Origin of the sequence: uncultured Coprobacter sp. (assembly GCF_947855755.1) — a bacterium.
Taxonomy (GTDB): domain Bacteria; phylum Bacteroidota; class Bacteroidia; order Bacteroidales; family Coprobacteraceae; genus Coprobacter.
In genome coordinates this window covers 1-22094 of sequence record NZ_CANUAR010000034.1, presented here as the reverse complement: position 1 = coordinate 22094, position 22094 = coordinate 1, and the positions used below count along the sequence as shown (strand labels likewise).

24 protein-coding genes are annotated in these 22094 nt (G+C 39.9%); 9 read left to right on the top strand and 15 right to left on the bottom strand.

Features of this window, described 5'->3' with window-relative positions; all coding sequences use genetic code 11:
• From Q0093_RS13805 to Q0093_RS13775, 7 genes are all read right to left on the bottom strand, one after another.
• Positions 1–2744: hypothetical protein (locus Q0093_RS13805; protein WP_297931596.1), on the bottom strand; the 2744-nt coding region annotated here is incomplete at its 3' end.
• A complete protein-coding gene (locus tag Q0093_RS13800; protein WP_297931593.1) occupies positions 2741–3010 on the bottom strand; it encodes a hypothetical protein in 270 nt (89 codons plus the stop codon). The genes Q0093_RS13800 and Q0093_RS13805, both read right to left, overlap by 4 nt.
• Before the next feature lie 22 nt (positions 3011–3032).
• A complete protein-coding gene (locus tag Q0093_RS13795) occupies positions 3033–4607 on the bottom strand; it encodes a hypothetical protein (RefSeq protein ID WP_297931589.1) in 1575 nt (524 codons plus the stop codon).
• Positions 4608–4638: 31 nt separating this feature from the next.
• Positions 4639–5274 carry a hypothetical protein gene (locus Q0093_RS13790; protein WP_297931586.1) on the bottom strand — a complete coding sequence of 212 codons (636 nt, stop codon included), beginning with the start codon at positions 5272–5274 and terminating at the stop codon, positions 4639–4641.
• A gap of 17 nt (positions 5275–5291) precedes the next feature.
• Positions 5292–5678 (bottom strand): hypothetical protein, encoded by a 387-nt coding sequence (locus Q0093_RS13785; protein WP_297931583.1) that lies wholly within the window; start codon positions 5676–5678, stop codon positions 5292–5294.
• 71 nt (positions 5679–5749) lie between these two features.
• Positions 5750–7138, bottom strand: coding sequence for an Ig-like domain-containing protein (locus Q0093_RS13780; RefSeq protein WP_297931580.1), 1389 nt, complete (start codon positions 7136–7138; stop codon positions 5750–5752).
• A 76-nt stretch (positions 7139–7214) separates the two neighbouring features.
• Positions 7215–7982, bottom strand: a complete 768-nt coding sequence (locus Q0093_RS13775) for a hypothetical protein (protein WP_297931577.1) — start codon at positions 7980–7982, stop codon at positions 7215–7217.
• Positions 7983–8445: 463 nt separating this feature from the next.
• On the opposite strand from Q0093_RS13775, the gene Q0093_RS13770 reads away from it, so the two are divergent.
• On the top strand, positions 8446–10092 hold the full coding sequence (locus tag Q0093_RS13770) for a fumarate hydratase (protein WP_009319080.1): 1647 nt from the start codon (positions 8446–8448) through the stop codon (positions 10090–10092).
• A 113-nt stretch (positions 10093–10205) separates the two neighbouring features.
• Here the strand turns inward: Q0093_RS13770 and Q0093_RS13765 are convergent, their stop codons facing one another.
• From Q0093_RS13765 to Q0093_RS13740, 6 genes are all read right to left on the bottom strand, one after another.
• Positions 10206–10898 carry a Bax inhibitor-1/YccA family protein gene (locus tag Q0093_RS13765; protein WP_297931574.1) on the bottom strand — a complete coding sequence of 231 codons (693 nt, stop codon included), beginning with the start codon at positions 10896–10898 and terminating at the stop codon, positions 10206–10208.
• Positions 10899–11024: 126 nt separating this feature from the next.
• Complete coding sequence (locus Q0093_RS13760) at positions 11025–11507, bottom strand: hypothetical protein (protein WP_297931571.1); 483 nt, start codon at positions 11505–11507, stop codon at positions 11025–11027.
• An 11-nt stretch (positions 11508–11518) separates the two neighbouring features.
• Positions 11519–11896: a hypothetical protein gene (locus tag Q0093_RS13755; protein ID WP_297931568.1), complete on the bottom strand. Its 378-nt coding sequence runs from the start codon at positions 11894–11896 to the stop codon at positions 11519–11521.
• A gap of 83 nt (positions 11897–11979) precedes the next feature.
• Entirely contained in the window at positions 11980–12387 is a 408-nt protein-coding gene (locus tag Q0093_RS13750) for a hypothetical protein (RefSeq protein ID WP_294177165.1), read from the bottom strand.
• Positions 12388–12679: 292 nt separating this feature from the next.
• Entirely contained in the window at positions 12680–13567 is an 888-nt protein-coding gene (locus Q0093_RS13745; RefSeq protein ID WP_297931565.1) for a carbohydrate kinase, read from the bottom strand.
• A 4-nt stretch (positions 13568–13571) separates the two neighbouring features.
• A complete protein-coding gene (locus tag Q0093_RS13740) occupies positions 13572–14333 on the bottom strand; it encodes an NYN domain-containing protein (protein WP_297931563.1) in 762 nt (253 codons plus the stop codon).
• 895 nt (positions 14334–15228) lie between these two features.
• Here Q0093_RS13740 and Q0093_RS13735 point away from each other — a divergent pair.
• From Q0093_RS13735 to Q0093_RS13700, 8 genes are all read left to right on the top strand, one after another.
• Positions 15229–16110 carry an AraC family transcriptional regulator gene (locus tag Q0093_RS13735; protein ID WP_297931560.1) on the top strand — a complete coding sequence of 294 codons (882 nt, stop codon included), beginning with the start codon at positions 15229–15231 and terminating at the stop codon, positions 16108–16110.
• An 83-nt stretch (positions 16111–16193) separates the two neighbouring features.
• Positions 16194–17672: an amino acid adenylation domain-containing protein gene (locus tag Q0093_RS13730; protein WP_297931557.1), complete on the top strand. Its 1479-nt coding sequence runs from the start codon at positions 16194–16196 to the stop codon at positions 17670–17672.
• Complete coding sequence (locus Q0093_RS13725; protein ID WP_297931554.1) at positions 17669–18151, top strand: GNAT family N-acetyltransferase; 483 nt, start codon at positions 17669–17671, stop codon at positions 18149–18151. The genes Q0093_RS13730 and Q0093_RS13725 overlap by 4 nt, the downstream gene beginning before the upstream one ends.
• A complete protein-coding gene (locus Q0093_RS13720; RefSeq protein ID WP_297931551.1) occupies positions 18148–18726 on the top strand; it encodes a flavin reductase in 579 nt (192 codons plus the stop codon). Before Q0093_RS13725 ends, Q0093_RS13720 begins: the two co-directional genes overlap by 4 nt.
• 21 nt (positions 18727–18747) lie before the next feature.
• Positions 18748–19251, top strand: a complete 504-nt coding sequence (locus Q0093_RS13715) for an NAD(P)H-dependent oxidoreductase (protein WP_297931548.1) — start codon at positions 18748–18750, stop codon at positions 19249–19251.
• A 90-nt stretch (positions 19252–19341) separates the two neighbouring features.
• Entirely contained in the window at positions 19342–19581 is a 240-nt protein-coding gene (locus Q0093_RS13710) for a hypothetical protein (RefSeq protein ID WP_297931599.1), read from the top strand.
• On the top strand, positions 19535–19954 hold the full coding sequence (locus Q0093_RS13705; protein WP_297931546.1) for an RteC domain-containing protein: 420 nt from the start codon (positions 19535–19537) through the stop codon (positions 19952–19954). The genes Q0093_RS13710 and Q0093_RS13705 overlap by 47 nt, the downstream gene beginning before the upstream one ends.
• Positions 19955–20084: 130 nt before the next feature.
• Entirely contained in the window at positions 20085–20417 is a 333-nt protein-coding gene (locus tag Q0093_RS13700) for a helix-turn-helix domain-containing protein (RefSeq protein ID WP_005645903.1), read from the top strand.
• Between the two features lie 41 nt (positions 20418–20458).
• Here the strand turns inward: Q0093_RS13700 and Q0093_RS13695 are convergent, their stop codons facing one another.
• On the bottom strand, positions 20459–21184 hold the full coding sequence (locus Q0093_RS13695) for a hypothetical protein (RefSeq protein ID WP_297931542.1): 726 nt from the start codon (positions 21182–21184) through the stop codon (positions 20459–20461).
• A 4-nt stretch (positions 21185–21188) separates the two neighbouring features.
• On the bottom strand, positions 21189–22094 hold a 906-nt coding region (locus tag Q0093_RS13690; RefSeq protein WP_297931538.1), incomplete at its 5' end, for a relaxase/mobilization nuclease domain-containing protein.

Genomic DNA, 22094 nt, shown 5'->3' with positions numbered 1-22094 from the left:
GCCTGTTCTTCTTCCGTAAGGTTGCGGGGATAGATTATCAGATAGCGGTAATCTAATTTCCCTAATTCTACTTGTGATCCGCCTTGTAAAAAACCGGCTAAATTGTAGTAAGTTTTGTTTGCCGGTGATAATAGTTGGTCTAACATATTATTATTGTTATATGTCAGCTTATAGCTATTCAATAGGTTGACATCCGGATTGCCGGTTAAGGATAACGGATAATATGCTATAAAAAGACCTGTGTTGCCCGGTATTAATCTTGATAATGCTGTAGATACGCCATCTCTCGTTCGTAAATAACTGAAATATTTAGTACCTGTTTCATTGACTTTGCCGGATAAAAAGATACTTGTTTCCGCTGTTATTGCAGGATTGAACGATTCAAGCGGTAATCGGCCGGTGTCGTCTACTCCGTCAAGGTGTAATGCACCCTGAAAGAATCCGGATTCCGCACTATGGGCAAGATTATATAACGGTATATCATTGCCGTTTCCTGATTGGTCTTTAAATGTGTTATCTTCTGTTGTTTGTTTTCCGGATATATATACGGCTAATGGATCAGCGGGTAAAACCAATTTTTCTCCTACTGCTATTCGGGCGGTCATATACGGATGTACGGTTTCCTGATTGGTGGTTACCATAACTTCTCCGGAAAAAGTTTTCGGGGATTCAAAGTCTAATTCGGTTTCTATCGGAGTAATCAACAACCCTTGATAATGTCTTCCTTTGGTTATGCTCAATGCTTCTGTTTCCGTCGTTTCTCCGTTTAGCATGGAAAAACACAACTCTCCGAAATAGTATCCGACTCCCTTTTGTATTGTTCCCGGCCAAAAAGGTTTATCTGAATAATCTGACATAAACGGAGAGTTTGTATTTGATACTAAATCATCTTGCGGCGTCTTATAATAAATAGCATAGTGTACATTATCTCCGCTCTCCCAATTTTTAAAACTGTAATTTCCCGGAGTGGAAAGGTCGTCAACGCTATATTCCTTTATCCGCTGCATCAGTTTCCATTTCCCGACACTGTTATCAAATACAAGTTCGTCCGATACTGTTCCGACAGATCTCAATTTAATATCTCCGAAGTTTATCTGTTGTGTTTCCGTACCGTTACTGATTATCAGTATCAACGGGGTATCTCCTACTGATTTTATCGGTATCGGATTCGCAGGGGTCGGTGTACCGTCTTGGATTGATTTGCCGTAAACGGTGAGTTCTTTGAATATTCCGGGTAAAGAGTTGTAAACTGTGAAACCGTTGTCTCCACTGGCCGTAGTTTCTTCGGACTTGCCGTTTATATCTTCTCCGTTGTACTGACACGAGACTTTATAGTTATGCTGTATCTCCTCTTCGGTTAATATCCTGTCGTATAATAAGGCGTCATGGAATCTCTGTTTTATACAATAAACGGGTGCATTCAGAATTGTACTGATATTTAAGTTCTTATTGAAATCCGATACGTTTTTCGTTTTTGATATGACGATAGTATTTATTTCTGTCGAACCGTTTATTTTGAAACCTGTCGTCTTTACATCTGTTCCGTTTAAATAGACTTGTTCGTAGTCTGATTTAGCCGGAACTTGATTTCTTTGTATTGCGAAATAATGTTCCCTAACGATTCCGCCGTTCCACTTGTTGTCTGTTTCTGTCGTTGACTGAGTCGCTGAGAATACGAACATCTGGGCCTTGACTCCGCTTTTAAAGTTCTTGCCGAGCGGTAACATACTGAAATCGTCTATCCCGTCATATTGGATATAGCCGTCTCCATAGCCGGAGTTTATCGTATATGCGAAGTTTTTGTTTTCAAGGTCGTTGCCGTTGCCGGATAGATCCGGAAGGATGTTTTTATTTTCGTCATCGTTGCTTCTTCCTCTCCCTGTATAGTAGCCGATCAGACCCTCCCGAATGTAATCCAATGCTTTCGATACTTTACATTGGGCAACCATACGAGGTTTTGCTTCGGCGGCATTACTGGCGAAATAGGTTTGTTCGTCGTAGGTCGTTATTACAGGTAAGTCAAGCGGATATTCTATCGGAGTAAATAATACATAATAATAGATAGTGCTTTCATCCTCTATCATAGCCTTTAAATCATCTTCCGTAGGATAATCGTTTATATCATATACGACATAAAATCCGTATCTTAAAGAATTAGTATATACGCCATATACATTATTCCACTTATTGGATGTGGAATCACCCGTATAATAGAATTTGTTGCTGTAAAAAACAGATACATCAGGGGTTACTTGTGTGCCTTTTACCAATCCTCTTATAAGGACTTCTCTTAAATCTCCGTTAGTATTAATCGTAGAGATTGAAGTAACGGTGAATCCTGTACTCACACCTATCCGCTGTATCAGCTTCCACTTCTTCCCGTCATAGACCACTTCATCGTATATGCCGTTTACCGATCGAAGGATACCGTCATGTCCCGCTTTGTTCATCGCTGCCTTGATGTTCAACAGCTGGTAATCGCTGCATTCCTTGTCTGCCATAACTGACAATAACAGTCCTGTGTCTCCTACCGATCGCATAGGTACGGGATTCGCAGGGGTCGGTGTACCGCTCTGTTCCGTAAGTCCGTGTATCGATAGGGACAACAGTTTATCGTCTCCCACTTTCGTGTTCCAGATCGGAAAGGCTCGGCCGGAGGCCTCTACTTCCAAATGGTTCATCCCGGAGGTTGAAACGTGACCAAGCTTCCCTAAATGTCCTAAGTTCCCTAATCCGTTCATCATTCCATTACGTTTGCTGTTCCTGATATGTCTATCGAATACCCCTCATATACCGAAAAATATTCTGTCTGTCCGGACGGGAGGAGAACTCCGCTGCCGGTTTTTTCTCCTCTATATTGCCAGAGCCGGCAGTCACTGACGGCCGTTATCCGAACTATGCGGCTCGCTCCTGACGGAAGTGTTCCGTCCGTGATGTCTTGGGAGATCCCTATTGGCATCACCGGTACGGGATTCAGATTCTTGTCTAAGGGCATGATTGTCTGTTTCATCTTTATGCTTTGTTTTTAGATTTTATGGTGTCGTTACTGCTATTTGGATCGGCATATCCGGTCTTATTTTCTCTATAATCATGTAGACGAGAGACTCCGGATTGGTAAAGGTTATTTTACCGTTTTCTCCGTCATTTTCTGTCGCAAAAACAAAATTCCCTGTATAGGTTGTATCTTCAACGGTATATTTATAATAAAACAGGTATCTTGTCCCTGTCGCAACATTTGTTATTATATCATTGAATGTGTTGTTTCCTAAAAACGGTATGTCGGTATCCGCATCGGCTATTTCTTCCGTACCATCAGCAGTATTGAGATCGATCTCTATTATTTCGATCGAGTCCAGTTTCTGTTTGTCCGATGATGGCATCAGACCGGCTTCCGAATCACTTGCATTTTTTGCAATAGCAAGAGGTATCCGTTCCGGGTTTTCCTCCGGATCTAACAAGGTTATGAACGGCTCTCCTTCCGATGTGATGCCGATACTGCGATTATTATCGGCATCATCCCAGACCTTTAATGCTATAAAGCGGCGGGAAGCATCCGTATCGTCGGTATATTCCGATTCATAAATACCGACTTTTTCCTGTATTGCTTTTTTATCTACATTCGTCAGATCTACGGAGACAAAGGGGGATGTCCATTCGCTCCATGCCGAGTCTCCGGATTTTTCCCTTACTAATACTTCGCCTGCCGGGTCTCCGAATAATTTCTGTGTATAAGTTTTTTTTCTGTTTATCGTATTTACTCTCATATCTACCAGCAAAAGCAAATACGTGGTTACATTCATCTGATTATCGATGACAATATAACTGCCGGAAGATGTGGTATTGTCTATAACCGACTTGTTTATTACTTTTAGCGATTCCGGTACTGTCGTGATAAATTCCCTGAATGCTTCCGCACTACTGTCGTAACCCGATCCATAAAGAACCTTGACCAGGTCTTCATCCGTGACATTCGTCAGATCGGCATATGCAAGACACTTTTCTCTGAAATATCCATCAAGACCTTCCGTTCCAGTTCCTGCGACAGGCTGCCCATTATCATTGATCCCGATGGCATGATACAGGTCGCCTGAATGGTGCAGCGTCAACGCCCTGAACGGCTGGTCACTACCCTCTAATTCATAAATCCCAGCCTTTAAACTAATATCTCCTTCTGTGACGTTCGACAGATCTTTGTCGGCCTTGTCCGACACATCTCCATAAATAGGTACGACAGACGTCTCCCAATAATCGCCATTCCAAAACAACATTATAACAGCATTCGTTTCGGTAGAAACCTCTATCGGAACACCCGAATTAAAAAAATTGGCAAATGTGATGTTACCCGGCTTATTCGACAAATACAAATATGTCGTTTTTATTCCCAATTTAGCATTCGGCTCAAACGTTGCCGGATCATCTACCACTCCTTGCAACGGACCTTCCACCCGATTGCTGTCGATCCATTTCTTGTTGAGAAAATCCCATACCCATATCGAATTGGTCTCTCCGTTCACGAAAAAACCTCCGGGAATTCCTCCGTTAGGGTGTTTGGACAAAAATGCTCCGACTCCCCAATAATATCCCATAAATTTTCCTTGTGTAAACATTCCTCTGATTTTATAATAGTTTATTTATAATCTATAATTCCGGTAATACGACTCTTCCCGACATTTGCACCGCCATATCCGATTGACCCAATATCTCATAAACCATAGCTGCACATACATATCCAACAGCATCCGTCAACCTGATCGGGACATCATAACCGCCATTCTGTATTTCGGGAACAGGTATATACACTGCACTATCAACCTCATGAGTTCGTAAAAATGCAGGCAATGAATAATAATCCAGAATAACTCTACCCGATGCAGACATCGATAAAACAGCAACGGGCTTATTTACCCCGCCGCGCACATACCGGTTATATTGCAGTTCGCTTTTGGCATGGCGAGAATCTATAAACCGAGTTACCGGACGATTCCATCCTTTCATTTTAAAAGAGAGTATCCTCAACACCTTTTCCGGGAAAACCACTCTACCACTCCCATCCTGACGTTTTTCCGGAAATAAAACATCTTTACATTCCTTTCCTTCCAACAGATGAACCGGAGCTGTGATAAATACTCGAGTAATCGCATCCGGAAGTTTAGCACGGATATACTCTCCCACATCAACTCCAAAAATGTCTATTTCAGCAGTCTCATTCTCCGGAAGCAATTCTTCCATATTCGTCCGGATTTTCTTCAACCACTTTTCTTCCGATTCCAACATATCTGATTCCCACTTTTTTATAAATTACTCTTCAACAAAGGGAACATTATCCCCTTCTCTTTGGCCACCCTTTCAATTTTCTCAGGAGAAGACAATTCGTGCTCAGAAACCGAATAAGGCTTTTTTCTCAACAATTCTTTAGCCTTCTGCCAAGTTTTAACATCAGGGATCGGTTTCAAATCAATCATCTCTTCACAACAAGAACAAGGTTCTTTCACTAAATAAAATTTACTACCATACCCTCTGTCCGATTCAATTGCTTTTTGTAAATCGACATCTGTTGTTGCATAATAGCCATGAACATTATCTTTCGAGATAAAACGAATACGTACGTTACGGTTTCCGACTTGTACAACCGTACTTAAATTTCCATGGCGAGTCTCGTATGTTCTTATATTTTTCATATTCTAAAATTTGGAAATTAATAATCGAGATGATGTGATCCGGGACAGATCACATCATCATTATCAAAAAGTTATGCCGTTTTCGGAACGATACGCATATGAGCTGCCGGATAACGTAAGGTTAAACAACTTGCTTCTGTAAGTACAAGAGCATCAGTATTCCGGATACCAGCACCCTTCAGATCGAGTTTCTGACTTCCGAATGGTACGTGAGCCCATTTTGAGATAAACTCTGGGTCGAAAATAAACCCATAATCACTCATACCACAGTCATCAAAAACCTCGGAATACAAGATAAAGAGCTTACCGAATTTTGATTTAATTTCAGAAAAGTCTATTCCCCATTTCACAAAATCATCGTTAGCCGATACCACTTTGGTAATCTCCAGTTTGTTTATGCGACCGATAAAATCCGAACCGCCGATCAACACTTTTCGTTTATTTCCTCCATTTCCGGTAAACGCTTCTTTCATGATATCAATAAGATCATTTTGAGTAAGATCAACTTTCGGATCAAATTCATATTCTTTTCCGGCTTGCCACCAAATACCGCCTGTCAAAGAGACATTTTCCTTTTTTTTAGAATCATATATCATACGCTTTACGCCGAACATAAATGTTTTTTCCATACCCAGACGCATATCATAAATTGCAGCTTCCTCAGAATCAGAAAAATCCCATTCCACCTCTTTATTCGCAATTTTCTGAAAAGTAGATTGTTCCACCTGCATCTTAAATATCTGACAGAAATTCTGCTCTTTCACTGGAAGCGCCTCGAATTGTGCGGTTTGCACATCCAACTCTGTAGCTGCACGTCCCATCCGTATAAATGTCGTACCTTTATCGATAGAAGGGACACAATTCTCAATTGATCCGATCTTTTTCCCGTTAATCGCATAAACATTCAATTCTCCATTTTCTTCTTTACTAGAAATATAAAGTACCAAATCGGCTTTCGACTCCGTCACTCCGTCAGCCTCATATCCCTTAACTCCCTGAACAAGAATTGTTTCTGAGACTTCAAAAATATCATTATTCGTCGTATTCAACTTGACCTTCTGAGAAGCAGCCGTAACATTAGAGGAAGTTGGCTCTGTATAAGCAACATTCAATGTCGCTTTAGTTGGTTTTACATCTACCGAATAATAATCAACAATCATAGATCCCGAACGGCGAGCTCCCGTCCAACGAGATAATTGATCTATCGGGGTAGACATAGGACGTATTTTTGTAATCCGTTTATCAACTTCACTCATGAGAAGACCTTCGCTTTCACGACGGCTAATATCCGTAGTCAATGGTTCTCCGGTTAATATCTTTCCACCCGACACACCCGGTATTACTGCCGCCATTGCAAACGCACAATCCCGATAAATTACAGTCAATAAAACCAAGATCAGAATTGCAAACATCCAAAACCAGAAATCTTTCGATTTCAAAAACTTAAATACTTTATTCATTGCTAATTGTTTTTAAAAGATAAATAATCGGTTAATTATACTTGCTGATGTTAATTCATTAAATGTTTATTTGATTTTACATATCCCACACACTGCGACGACGTCTCAATCCGAATCCCGGAGTCAGATTCTCTTCCTCTTCACTCCTTGACGAACGGTTGTTATGTAATCCCGGCAAGGAGTCTCCCTCCGATTGTCTTTTCTCCAGCAAAATGCGTTCGTTACGACCTCTTACTTCTGCAGCCCTCTCTGCACATCCCAGATCGTTATCATAATTGACACCTTTAAATAATATCTCCAAAACATCTGGTGTAAAGTCGCTCATAAACACATGTTCACAAATATGATGCACCCTTTCAAGAAAATTATCGAAATCATTGTCACTCATATTTTTCGCTTCCTTAAACCGGCTGATCGCACGTTTACTATGTTCCCAATTCTCGGCCATCTCCTTTTCAAGCGTACGGTTCGCCGACATACGAGCTAAAAATTCATCATTTTCTTTTTGTAATTGCGCCATACGGTTTTCATCATTGGCACACTCTAACACATCCTTCCCAAAATACCTTACACAAGCGACCAATGCATCTTCTCCCGATATCACATCAGAAATAAACCCACCCATTTTCGGATTGCTGATAAAAAGTGCGGCAAGTTTTGTCTGGTCATCCCGCAACTTTTCATACCGATCGCACAAATGCGTATCATATTCTACTAAAGCATCAAAAAATGCATCGTCACTGTCTAAAAGACGGTCAGGGAAACGTTTTCCCAATTTCTCCAGAATAATCTGGCGCGAACGCACTTTCGGTCGTTCATTCACTCTTTCTTCAAAACTTCTCATAATCGTTTGTTTAATAATAAATAATAAAAACCATACAATTGTAGTATTTTTACAACACAAAGAAAATAACATAATCAAGAAATTCTATGTTATAATTATAAAAAAGAGTACATTCAAGTAAAAATATGGTTTATATACCATTTAGATGGTCTGATAAAAAAGATATATCCTATTCAGAGAACATTAAATTAGACTTTATAGACAGAAATTATCCTGAAGCCGCTTTCTTGTTATAAAAAGATCGTGTACCTTTGTAAAATCAAGAACTAAAAGTATGTCTAAATTTTGTACAGACATTTTTGGAGAGTTGTTTTAAGAGCATTTTTCAGTTCCGATAAGGAGCACTATGAACTATGAGACGTGTAACAATAGGAAAAGAGCCTCCAAAGCCGGATATATTTCTTGTTATCGGAAAATTTAGACAGCTTCTAAGAACATTCAAATTATTTAAACATAAAAAAGTATGGCGACAAAACCTTTTAAGTATCAAGAACCTTTTCCTCTGGGAAAAGACACTACCGAATATTATTTACTTACCAAAGATGGTGTATCGGTAGAAACCTGCCACGGTAAAGAAGTTCTTGTGGTAGAGCCCGAAGCGCTTACCCATTTGGCTAATACGGCAACCCGTGACGTAGCATTTATGTTGAGACGTGAACATAACGAAATGGTAGCCAAAATACTTCATGATCCTGAAGCCAGCGAAAACGATAAATACGTAGCATTAACCATGTTACGAAATGCAGAAGTTGCATGTAAAGGACAACTTCCATTTTGTCAGGATACCGGAACGGCAATTATTGTCGGGAAAAAAGGCCAACAGGTGTGGACAGGAGGTGGTGATGAAGAAGCGCTTTCTTTAGGTGTGTATAAAACCTATACCGAAGAAAACCTTCGTTACTCGCAAAATGCGCCGTTAGATATGTACAAAGAAGTAAATACCGGCTGTAACCTTCCTGCACAAATCGACCTTTATGCCGTGGATGGTATGGAATATAAATTTCTTTTTGTAGCCAAAGGCGGTGGTTCTGCCAATAAGACGTACTTGTTTCAAGAAACAAAAGCTTTGCTTAACCCCGACACCTTGGTTAAATTCCTCGTCGAGAAAATGAAAACTTTGGGAACTGCAGCTTGCCCTCCCTACCATATAGCTTTCGTAATCGGTGGAACTTCGGCCGAGACCAATCTGAAAACGGTAAAATTGGCATCGACCAAGTATTATGACAATCTTCCTACAAGCGGGAATGAATACGGTCGGGCATTCAGGGATGTCGAACTCGAAAAAGTAGTTCTCAAAGCTGCTCAAGAATCTGGTATCGGAGCACAATTCGGCGGTAAATATTTTGCACATGATGTACGAATCATACGCATGCCCCGACACGGAGCCTCTTGTCCAGTAGGTATGGGAGTATCTTGCTCTGCCGACCGAAATATTAAAGCTAAAATCACGAAAGACGGACTTTGGATCGAAAAACTTGATGATAAACCCGGAGAACTGATTCCGGAAGAATTACGTCAGGCAGGAGAAGGCAATGCTGTTAAAATAGACTTAAACCGTCCAATGAAAGAGATTCTTGCCGAACTCGACAAATATCCGGTAGCTACACGACTTTCTTTGAATGGAACGATTATCGTCGGTCGTGATATCGCCCACGCAAAAATCAAAGAACGCTTAGATGCCGGTGAAGACATGCCTCAATATCTGAAAGACCATCCGATCTATTATGCTGGTCCGGCAAAAACGCCTAAAGGAATGGCATCAGGATCTTTCGGACCGACAACTGCAGGTCGAATGGATTCCTATGTCGATCAATTCCAATCAAAAGGGGGATCGATGATCATGATAGCAAAAGGTAACCGCAGCCAGCAAGTGACAGATGCATGTAAAGCTCACGGAGGCTTCTACCTTGGCAGTATTGGCGGACCGGCTGCAATTCTGGCTCAAAACAATATCAAAAAAGTAGAATGCTTAGAATATCCCGAATTAGGAATGGAAGCCATCTGGAAAATTGAAGTAGAAGATTTCCCTGCCTTTATTCTCGTAGATAATAAAGGCAATGACTTTTTTAAACAGATAAAGCCCCGTTGCAACGGAGGTTGTAAACTTTAATTCAATTATTCCGTAAATCACAATAAAAAAAGGCGCGATTACAACCGCGCCTTTTTTATTGTGATAGAAAAAACAGGAAAACTCTTTCCGGCTTTCATCCATAAAATACTATCTTATTTCCTGTCCCCGAAAATACGCAATAAATACAAGAACAAATTAATAAAATCAAGGTACAATGACAAAGCTCCCAGCAACGCCAGTTTCTGAGTCTGCTCATTTATTTCCTGATTAGCCAACATCTGCTTAATCTTTTGCGTATCATAAGCTGTCAGACCTACAAAAACCAACACTCCCGCATAGGTTATGATCCAATACATCATCGAGCTTTGCATAAAAATATTAACTACCGATGCAATAATCAAACCTATTACCGCCATAATCAAGATATTTCCCCAAGAAGACAAATCTTTTTTCGTAAAATATCCATACAAACTCATCGCTCCGAAAGTTCCGGCCGTAATAAAAAAGGTAGAAGCTATCGAACTACGAGTATAAACAGCAAAAAGTACGGACAGAGTAAGACCGTTTAATAAAGAATAAAGCATAAACAGACCTGTTGCCGTAGTAAAGGATAAAGACATGATTCGTGCCGAAACATACCATACTAACCCAAGTTCTGCTATTAATAAAATAAAAAACGTAGCTCTACCGCTGAAAAGCAAAGATGACAACGTCGGAGAATTTACTACCGCCAACGCCGTAACTCCCGTAATAGCCAATGCTACAGTCATCCATAAATAAACATTCTTAAGAAGAGTCGCTTGTGCGGCTTTCATCTCATAACTTGAAACATAATTCGTATCCATATTCTATTATTATATAATTATTTCTATTTTGTACTACCGCAAATATAAGATTTATTTAATTGTTAACATTATACTCTTGAAAAAAAGGTCTTATTTTGAAGAATATAAGAGTTTATTTAATATTTTTCAAGACCTTACAGGCCGACGTATTGGGACTCGTCTCCTATTAAGACGCACTCTCAACAAGTTCAGATTTTCCTCAAACAGAGACATTTGATAGGACGCTTTATCAGGAATACGATCAATATACCAACAAAATAACACATAAGAAATAAATGCTTCGCGTACTGTACGCTTCACGACACCATCCGTTCCCGAAGATAATTCTTCTGGCAGTACCAAAACAAAATTAAATACATCCTCTTGAATAGGAGGAACATATGTTTCTGAAAGATATGCAGAAACGACTCCATTAATACGATCATAAGCTTCCTGCATACGATCACGAGCCCATAATAATTCGTCACCAGTCAATATCCAGCGGTCGCTCCAACCCTCAGTTGCCGTTTCATCTGGAGATAAAGAGACAGCCATATAAGATGTCCGTTTCAACAGTTCCTGCATTAATTCATCTACCCTAATAACGATATGTACACATATTTTTTTCATAACATCTAATTTTACGATTTCAATACACGGATACAAATACCCATAACTAATAAAACAAGCAATATCCAAAATAGATTAAAAGAAATAGGAAACGGTTCTTTTTCCACATTTTCTCTTTGATCTACTTCTACACGAACACTATCAAATCGATCATACGAAACATTCCCTACAAATTTATTCTCCGACATAGTTTCTTGTTCGGCTACAGATCGAGAACATAACGAAACCGTCTGTTTCTCTTTGACAGACAAACAAGAGTCGGCATTATTATTACCATATAACACATGTTCCCATACAATATTCCACTCCCGAGAATCAAACTCAGACTTGTAAAACAAATCTCTTATCGAATCTCTTACGATAAACTGTGAAACAGAAATCGTATCCAATTCTATTTTTTGATCTGATAACCGATGAATTGACCTACAAGAGAAAAACGAAAACAAAATACATAATACACAAACAGATCTCGTCATACAGTTTCTCCTCGCTGATTACGATATAAAATGAGACGAGCAGTCTGCATTCCGAAAAAGAACCGAGAAGCTTTCTCTTCAGCCAATATAGTAAACAAAGTATCTTTAAAAGAAGCCAAAGGCTTTTCTTTCATATACTCTGCTACCCTCTGCGCCAGTTCTTGATACATAGACACCTTAAGTTCGTTACGGCATGTCAAAGGCAGACGGTTCATAATACGACGGACATTGCGCGATGCCTCTTCAAAAGAAATATAATACCGGCCCTTACCACTATGCAAAGCCCTAAGTATTACATCATCTCGTGACACATACGGAGCTGATGCTCCGAGAGACTTCAATTCCTCTTCATAAGCTCGAACAAAATCTTGTTCTTTGAACTTTTTAAAATAATCTTTTTTCATCCTCTATCAATTTTTTTTGATCGAGGTATCGGGTTTTACCGTTAACTACTAACGGCTTTTATGTTATTGGGGTATGGCAAAGATAAAAACAATATTGTAATTAAACAACAAATAATGGTTATTTAACAACAATATATAATAAAATATACGACTCCTTATATAAAACTTCGATACACGTTATCATATAAGATATAAATAATCAGTATTAAAAAAACAAAAAGAGGTTCTGTTGACAGAACCTCTTAAGAACAGATCAGCAACCTCCACAATAAAATATCAGTGAATGATAACCTCAAAGTAATCGGGATTTTATCGAAACCGGCAATTCAGGCATCGCCCCATTTTGAGTACATACATAAGCAGAAACATCAACTGCCAATTCATGAGCTTCCCGTATGCTTTTCCCTCTTAAAATCGCAGAAATAAATGTTGCCGTAAAAGAATCCCCTGCACCTACAGTATCGGCAACCTCAATTTTCGGAGTATTCACAAAAGAGACATTTCCTCGTGTAAAAACATAACTTCCATTTACACCACATGTCAAAATAAGAATTTCTAAACTATACTCTGATAAAAGAACTCGGCACTTATCCTCCAAATCGATGCCAGGATATTCAAACATTCGACTCACGGTAATTAATTCTTCATCATTAATTTTCAGAATATTACATCTTTTCATAGAATTACAGAGGATTTCCTTATCATAAAATCCCTGCCGCAAATTCACATCGAACACCCTATATTGTCCTGCCGTATCGGACATAACATCAAGAAAGCGATTTATCGTTTCACGAGAGACTGTATTCCGTTGAGCCAATGAACCGAAACAAACTGCACGAGTCTTTCTTGCCAACTTCTCCAAATCAGCTGTAAAAGGAATATTATCCCACGCCACATTCTCTTTTATCTCATAACAGGGAATCCCGGCTTTGTCCAGCTCGATCTGCACCGTACCAGTCGGATAAGGGACTTTTTCAATCAAATAATTAAGATATCTATTATCAAAACTCTCTAAGATTTCATTACCTAACTTATCATCACCGACAGCACTCACAACACAGCTGTCAAAACCATATTGTGACACATGATAAGCAAAATTTGCAGGAGCTCCGCCGATCTTTTTTCCTTCAGGCAGCATGTCCCACAATACTTCTCCCATTCCTACAATAACATCATTCATAGCATTATATATTCTTCACATAAATATGTTTGATACGTTTATTTTCAACCTCCCGTTCCTCTATCTGAAAATATTTATCCAAAGACTTCATCAACGGAGTCAATTTCAAAAAGCCATAATTACGAGGGTCAAAATCAGGTTTCTTCTTCATAATCAATCCTCCCACCTCTGCAAGAAATGCCCAACCGGTATCATCGGCCAAATCATCGATAGTCGTTCTGAACAAATTGATCAGATCCTTTCCTATAACCTCTTTTTCTGTAGCTTCCGACTGAACCGAAGGATCAACTCCAAAGTCTTTTTTATCCGGAAGATCAGTATCTCCGACCTTTAAAATCTCCAAATAAATAAATTTATCACATGATACGATAAAAGGATTTGGGGTTTTCTTTTCACCAATACCGATAACGAGCATTCCCGATTCCCGTAACCGGGTAGCCAATCGAGTAAAATCACTATCACTCGAAACAATACAGAAACCATCGACTTTTTCACTATGCAATATATCCATAGCATCAATAATCATTGCCGAATCGGTCGCATTTTTTCCCGTAGTATAACTATACTGCTGAATCGGAGTGATTGCATTTTCCAAAAGAGACGATTTCCAACCGGAAACTGTCGGTTTCGTCCAATCTCCGTAGATTCGTTTAATCGTCGGAATCCCGAACTTGGCAATCTCATTCAACATCCCTTTTACATTCGAATACGGGATATTATCCGCATCTATCAAAACTGCCAACTTCAAATCTTTATTATCTTTCATCTCATCACTTATTAAACCATAAACAAATATAGTGAATATCCACCGACAAAACAGGAAATAAGATTGATTTTCAACCTATTTTTTACATCCAAATCATCAGACATTCTTTTTGTCCCATAAAACACTAATTATCAAAAAGGGAACTTATTACTCTTCCAAAACTTCAGAACTTATCTAAATTTTGTTCGGATCAGGTTTGAGGGATTCTTTCGAAAATACCCGTCTGTATCTACGAGGAAAATAGCAGATTATCACAAGTGAAAACAGAAAAACAGAGCGGAGGAAAACGTAGGATAGTCTGATAATACTTCCGTATTATAAAAAGATCAATATATTGCAAAATAATAAAGTAATTACATCATAGTGAAGCATTTTTGCTTAAAAGAAGTTTCTCGAACAAGAACGTAAGTTTGCTTTAATCCCACTTATTCTACTTATGCTTGAAAAAGAAAAATCCCTGAACTTCGATGAAGTTCAGGGATTTTTCTTTCTTAAAAAGTGGTGCCACCAGCAACCGAAAAACGGTTTATATAGCACTATTTCTCAATAAGTTATATCTTTATTACGATGTTAGTCCCTTGAATAAGGTTTTCACAACTTTGCACCGTTCAACACAATTTTGTGTTTAAGGTTCGATTTCTGCGTGCAAAGGTAGATATTTATTTTGAATAATCAATATTTCCAAGAACTTTTTTATTTACTATATTTTAAATATCACATTGTTTCTATATGAAACAAGAGTGAGAATATATTCTGTTGAGCCACAGATAAAATATATAAGAGTGGTGGTGCATAAATAAACAAGTTTATTTAATTTATTTATAATCAATCTAATATATTTTTGAATGAATGAACAAAATGATTACTTTTGTAAAAATAAAAATGATGCAAAATCATGAAATCAATTCCGCTATATAAATTTTATAAAGAAAAATATCATAAAAAACTTTTAATAGACGTGGTTGATATTGCGTTTATAAGACCGTGGCTAAAAAAAACACCCATTTATCGGGATAATTTCTATCGCATCATTCTCATAACAGAGGGCGCAGGAGAAGTCTCTGTTAATAATTATAAGATGAATGTAAAACCAAAATGTATGATATGTTCCACTCCGGGAGAAATATGGAATTGGCTACAAAATACAGACACGCTAAACGGTTATGTACTCCTTTTTGAGGAAGAATTTTTATCTTCATTTTTTAATGACTCTTTGTTTTTAGAAAGATTACCGTATCTGCATCCTGAGCATACGTCCCCTTTTTTGATACTTGATGATATTTTATACGAGCAAATACGACACTTAATTATTTTAGCAAAAGAGGAAATTAACAAGCACAAGAATATCGACCCTCATTTTTTACGTGCCATGCTTTATGCCATATTAACCCTCATGAACAGAGCAAGAAATGTGGAAAATGAGGAAAAACAGGTAAATGACATATCTGCCAATCGGTATGCAGAGAAATTTATCCGTTTGGTAAATGAACATTTTACAACCGAACATAATGCAGAATTCTATGCTGAAAGGCTCTGTGTAACCACAAATTACTTAAATAGAGTTCTGAAAAATACATTAGGGACAACAACCAAACTTTACATACAAGACCGAATAATGGATGAAGCCCGTAAATTACTAAATTACACTTCATTATCCATATCAGAAATAGCCTATATCCTACATTTTAACACATCTTCTTATTTTATCCGTTTTTTCACTCGCATGGCAGGAATGACACCATTGCAGTTTAGAAACACAAGCAGTTCCGAAAAGTGATATTTTTGTCTTTTTTTGTATATCGCCTATGTGTTTAAAACCAGTTACCTTTGCATTGTCAATACAATTAAAAGCAAAGGTTTATGGAGATAAAAAATACTATTTACGGTAATTTTAAGAAACAAGTGCAAATGCAACCTACGGCTTTGGCAGTTTTTGACAGCAACCGTAGGCTTACATTCCGAGAACTGGACAGACTGGTCAACGCCATTGCCGTTTCATTCACAATGCAGCCCCAATTTGTCGGTGTGGTAATGAACCACAGTGTAGAAATGGTGGCATCTTTGCTGGCTGTACTAAAAACGGGTGCTGCATACGTCCCGGTAGAACCTTTCTTCCCTGAAAAGCGGATGCACTTTATCATGCAAGAATGTAAAGTGGACTTCATTATCACAGAGCAACAATATGCAAATAAATTGCAGGGGTTTCCTTTATTATTTGTCGAACAAGGGATAAAGGCTGAAAACTGGCAACCGGAAATAGAAGACAAATCACTACCACAAGATATTGCCTACGTACTCTATACATCCGGTTCAACAGGACTACCCAAAGGCGTTATGGTGGAAAACCGCAATGTCTGCCACTACGTTCGTGCTTTTGAAAATGAATTTCATCCGACAACAAACGATGTAATGCTGCAATACTCCGTCTGTTCGTTTGATATATTTGTAGAAGAAGTATTCACCACATTGTTATCCGGAGCTACACTTGCCATTCCACAAGAGGATGAGAAAAAAGACGTTCAACTTTTAATGCGATTCGTAGAACGAAATGGAGTTACAATAATCAGTGGATTTCCTTATTTGTTATTGGAAATGAACAAACTGAAAAACATACCAGCTTCACTGCGTTTGCTCATAAGCGGTGGAGATGTGCTAAGAACTAATTTCATCTCCAATTTATTGCCACAAGTTGAAATATATAATACCTATGGACCGTCGGAAACGACAGTCTGCGCCTCTTATTTCCGCTGTAACGACACACAGCCCTTACCGGACGGGACTTACCCGATAGGGCGTGCAATAAAAGGAACTCGTATTCAAATTCTTGATGAGAATTTGAAGCCTGTTTCTGCCGGAGAAGTCGGGGAAATCTGTATATCAGGAAAAGGAGTGTCCAGAGGATATATAGGAAAGAGAGAAAACGAGGCTTTCATTACGCAAAAGAATGGGACAACGATATACAGAAGCGGGGATTTAGGAGTTCTACAAGCGGACGGGAATATACAATTCCTCCGCCGCAAAGACACACAAGTGATGATAATGGGGAAGCGGGTAGAACCATTTGAAGTGCAAAGCATCCTTTGCGGATGCAATGAAGTAGAAAGCGGCGTAATCCGTCCTTGCACAGACGAACGGGGATTGTCGTACCTTACAGCCTACATTGTGCCAAAAGACAAAAAGGCATTCAGAATAATGGCTGTCAAAAAAGCTATGGCGAAGTACCTTCCTGTTTACATGATACCGGAGTTCTTCGTCAGAATGGATGCCATGCCGATAACCCCCAACGGAAAAATAAATATAAAAGCATTACCAATAGTCATGAAAACCTGTTGCTCATGAATGAAATCGCTATACAACAAGCAAGCATACAAGAGCTGGACATACTCATGGAATGGAGAATGAAAGTGATGAAAGAGGTTTTCCCTCTTTTTTCCAAAACAGACATTCCCACATTGGTGCAAGCCAATCGGAGATATTACCAAGACGCGCTTCTTCGGGGTGGACATATAGCATGCCTTGCACGATACAAAGACAATATCGCCGGGTGTGGCGGTGTGTGCCTTTACAATGAAATGCCGTCACCGGACAATCCGTCTGGGCAGTGTGCCTACCTGATGAATATATATGTACACCCGGAATACAGGCATCTTCACATAGGCAGGAGTATTGTCCGCTGGCTGATAGGACAAGCACGGGAAAAAGGCATTACTAAGATTTTCCTTGAAACTACTGCCAATGGCCGCAATATGTATCAGGCGGCAGGTTTTTCAAAGATGCAGGACATGATGGTTTTTAATACTAAAAATAAACAAGAATGAGCAGGATTAATTTGGGACAAAGAGCCGGAGTTACCCCAACTCCGGTATTGCTAATCGGAACGTACAACGAAGATGGAAGTGCCAATGCAATGATAGCGACTTGGGGTGTAACCGCCACATGGGAAGTGGTGGAGCTGAATTTGTACAAAAGCCGGAAAACAACGGATAATATAAAAAGGGAGCAAGCTTTTACCGTTTCCATTGTCACACGAGAAACATTGGCACAATGTGATTACTTGGGGACGGCGACAGGAAAGAAAGTCCATGATAAGGTAAAGCGTTGCGGACTTTCCCCAATGAAGAGCCCGCTTGTTAATGCGCCCTATTTCAGAGAGCTGCCTGTCACGATGGAATGCGAGTTGCTTCGGGTTGACCCCGAAGAAGATGAGATTTCCGAAAGAATTCTCGGAACGGTTAAAAATGTGTCCATTGACGAACAGGTTTTAAAAGAAGATAAAAAGACACTTGATTTCAGTAAACTGCATCCAGTCTGTTGGGACAATTTTAGCAATGACTATTTTGCCGTAGGAGAAAAACTCGGACAATGGTTTACATTAGGAAAAGTGTTCAAATAATAATCATTAAACATTAGTAGTATGAAGAAAATTCTGATTTTGTCGGCTCATCCCGACATCGAGAAGTCGAAAGCATGTTCCGCTATGCTTAATGCGGTGAAAGGTCTTGATAATGTAAAAGTAATAGACATTTACAAAGTTCCTCTTAAAGTAGAAAATTACATTGATGATGTAAAACATGCGGATGTATTAGTGTTCCAGTTCCCATTTTGGTGGGGAAGTGCGCCAGCTATGTTGAAAAACTGGTTAGATACATTTATGTTAGGCTTTTTGGAAAATCCCGGAATGAAAGGAAAAAGTTTATTGATTGCAACAGCGGCAGGAGTTTCAGAAGAAGAATATCATTCCGGTGGAGCGGAACAATTCACGGTGGATGAAATTTTACGTCCATACCAAGTGACTGCTATCTATTCTGGTATGACTTATTTAAAACCATTTGTCCTTTACGGAACAATGATGCCGGATGCAGAACAACGTATTTGTAAAGGTGCTAAAGACTATAAGTCACTTATAGAAACATTGTAATAAAACAAGCACTTGATAAAAAGCCACGAAAGGGTTTCTTCCCTTTAGCGGCTTTTTTTAATAATAAAATGAAATTCTTTTATTGACATGATAAATAAACTGTTACAACAGAGTTTTTTCCGTTTATTATCGGAATACTCACAGCGTAAAGTTTCTGCGTCCGAATTTGTGGGAGCGGTTGAGGAATTAGCTATTCACGTAGCTAATTTGAGTATTAATAAACAGGATTACAGTGCTTTATTTCGCTATTTTTCCTTTGGCTTGTGCCGTCTCAAATCGTACCGTGTACGGTTTGAGCAAGAAAAAAATGCCCTATCTGCACCTAATTGATGAAGCGATAGGACTTTTGAACACCGAAATCCGTCTTATCGAATGGCGCATCAAGTACCCGGAACAATTCAAACAACGGATTGACAAACAAACACTTTCCCCTCTCTATCTCGCTGACAAAACAGCCCTTGTTAACATCATGGAAATAGTCAGCGGTCTGTTCCTTTCCAGAAACATTATATATCAGAATGGTAAACCTGCTTATTTGGTGGACTTGGCGAAAGCCTTTGAATGGCTGTTCAACATCAGGATAGGCGACTGTTACCAAAAACATGAGGACGTGATAAAACGAAAGCCGGGCAAACTGACCGGATTTCTTAATGGACTGGCAGAACTTATCAAAAAGGAACATGACAAGAAAGGCTATAGATAATCAACGACTTATGATTTGTTTATAGGGGATTCCATTAGTTCCCCCGTAATTTCTTTGCTCTCGTTTTCTGAACTTTGCTTCATCAATCGATTGACAAACCATAATGTATAATCAGAAAAATGAAGCAATCATGTATATAGACAATGACGATTTCAGCGTATGGATGCAGAAGCTGTACGCCAAACTGGAAGAACTCTGCAAGGATGTACGGGTATTGCGCAATGCCGACAGGGTACTGCCCGAAGATGACAACCTGCTGGATAATCAGGACTTGTGCCTGTTGTTCAAAGTGAGTATCAAGACCTTGCAACGTTACCGGGCTATCGGTGCGCTGCCATACTTCACAATCAGCGGAAAAGTGTATTACAAGGCTTCCGATGTCCGGGAGTTCATCAAGGAGCGGTTCAGTGTTACCACCTTGCGCCAGTTCGAGAAAGAACACTGCACGAAGAAAAAGAAGTGAATTTGAAAGCCGGGGCAGTTCTGCTCCGGCTTTGCTTTGGTTTATGGCTTGCCCAACTTGTCGGCTTCCTCCTTTAGCTGCTTGGCTTGCTCGTTTAACAGCCTTGTCCGTTCCAACGCTTCCGCCTGTTTCCTGCTACGGTATTCGAAGCCTTTCACCGAATCGGTCAGGCTTCGGATGAAAGCGTTATCCCGTTCCCGGCTGAATTTCGTTTCCAGCAAATCAAGGCTGCTGCCGTCTGCCTTTCCTTTCATCAGGATATAGCGGTATTTTATATCATTGTCCTGTAACCGTTGCATCCGTTCCGTGAAACGAACATTCAGGATTAGCGAAGTGATACAGATAATAAACCCTGCTGAAAGAAGAAAAAACTTAGGTTTCAGATAGGGAGTTACCCGGTATGTCAGTTTGCCGTACCATGAAACGGGCGTTGCTTCTTCGGGCGTTGTATCATCAGCCGGGAACAACACCTTTAACCGTTCCTTGAAATATCGGTGAGAGGTCACGATAAGCCCTTTTATATCTTCAAGGTCTTGTTTTTGGTTCTCGGACTGCCCTTTTCTGATACTGCCGATTTGGTTTAGAATTTCTTGCACCGTGTTTTCAGGAATGCCGGATTTACCTTGCATATCCGAAATACGTTGCTCGATAACATCCAGTCGGTTAATCGTTTCCTCCCGGCTGGCTGGTGTTACCTGCTTCTCCTGCCGTTCTTTCAGTTCCGTAATCATAGAGAGAAGCCCCTCCAAAATTAAATTTTCTTCCATGTTCCTATAATTTTAAGTGTCGTTTCTTTTTCCTCTTTTTTCTTTCACCGGGATTGTCGGGCGTTTCATCAGCCGGAGAGGACGAAGCGGAGAACAGACCGCCCCAACCTGCCAGTAACGGACTATCAGTTTTGCCCGGTGTCTGCGCTGGCTTCTGAACAGGTGTGGAAATCGTCTGTCGATTGTTTCCGGCAGTGTTCATCCCTACATCCCCGAAACATTTGTCCAGTTTGGAGAAACTGAAACTGCGGTCTATTTCCGAACCCTTGAACGTGTATTCACCTTTGGAAAAAGATATGCCCTGCACTTCGCCAGTCTGTCCTTTGTACTTGAACTGGATAGTAATACCCTTTTCCGTTAACCGCTCCTGTAACTGCTGCCAGTTCTTGGACTTCCCGATTTCATCCTTTACAGCGTTATAAATCTCGTATTTCGACCTGTCCGGTTCTCTCAAATGGTGCTGCTTTACATGCTCCTTGCCTTTAGCGAAATAAAGCCCGTGTTTGGCTTTCAGCTTCTTGCATACCTGCTCGTTGCGGTACATGTCGTTCTTGTCCGAAATGGTCTTGCCGTTGTTGTCTATACGGTTGAACACGATATGCACGTGCGGATGTTCCCGGTCTTGGTGGCGCACGATGATGTACTGCGTATCGGTGATTTTCATTTCACGCATGTACTCTTGTGCAAGCTGTACCATTTTCCCGTCTGTCAGTTTGGGTGCGTCCACCGGGGAATAGCTTAGCGCAATATGTCCGACAGGCTTTTTCAGGTCGGGGTTCATCCCGGCTTGCAGTATGAAACTGCGTATGATGTCCCGGTTGCTTTCCGCTAACACTCCCTCCGCATGGAGCAAATCCGCCTGTTCCTTGCCCAGCACATAGTTCACGCAGCCCTTAAACCCGCTTCCCTT